This is a genomic window from Gloeothece verrucosa PCC 7822, assembly GCF_000147335.1.
Classification (GTDB): Bacteria; Cyanobacteriota; Cyanobacteriia; order Cyanobacteriales; family Microcystaceae; genus Gloeothece; species Gloeothece verrucosa.
The window spans coordinates 652,006-652,796 of sequence record NC_014533.1; the positions used below are offsets into that span (position 1 = coordinate 652,006).

Sequence of the window (791 nt, forward strand, 5' to 3'; positions counted from 1 at the left end):
ATGGGACGACCAGAAGAGTCAAATTTAGTAATGTGAGTTTCCGCGAGTTGGCCAGTGGGGAGATTTGTAACCTCAAAATTGATCTCAAAGGGACTAGAAATTAAAAAGAGATTATTCCAAAAATTGAGAGCAGTATTATAGATATTGGCAAATAAATTAGATGTGTAATTATGAGTTTGAGAATAACTGCCCAAGAATTGTTGGAACGATACGCTGCCGGTGAGCGGGATTTTAGTGGTACTGGTTTGAGAGAAGTCGAGTTGATTGATGTTCGACTTCAGGGAATTAATTTGCGAGACGCTGACTTGATTGGTGCTGATTTGACTGGGATTAATTTGAGTGATGCCGACTTGAGTCGGGCTAATTTGAGAGGTACTAGATTGAGGCAAGCTAACCTTGAAAGGGCCAAATTGGTTGAGGCCGATCTGCAATGTGCTGTTCTTGAAGGAGCTAACTTGATCGAAGCTGATTTGACTAGGGCTAATGTCACTGAAGTTAACTTCATGTATGCTAGGCTCATGAGAGCGCAATTGTTCAACGCTAGAGCGCCATTTATCAACTTGAGCGGAGCTAATCTCAAAGATGTCAGATTTTTTAGTTTTATGTTCGATGTCCAAGGAATTATTGTCGATAATACCATTATGCCCGATGGTAGTATTGAGAAAGACTTTAGGTATTTGTATTGAAGGTGCTAAAACTTGATCAGCCAGTAACGGTGACGAAATTGGAGGGGTATATATCTGAAAATCTTTGTTGGCTTCAATACGATTTTCAACGTCATCAGGAAGATT

1 protein-coding gene is annotated in these 791 nt (G+C 40.1%); it reads left to right on the top strand.

What is annotated here, in order from left to right:
- Positions 1 to 170: 170 nt before the first annotated feature.
- Complete coding sequence (locus CYAN7822_RS40575; RefSeq protein ID WP_425365350.1) at positions 171 to 686, top strand: pentapeptide repeat-containing protein; 516 nt, start codon at positions 171 to 173, stop codon at positions 684 to 686.
- Positions 687 to 791: the final 105 nt, after the last annotated feature.

What these genes read in the sequence shown, in the direction of transcription:
- CYAN7822_RS40575 (WP_425365350.1), top strand. Translation starts at nt 171, where the DNA reads ATGAGTTTGAGAATAACTGCCCAAGAATTGTTGGAACGATACGCTGCC.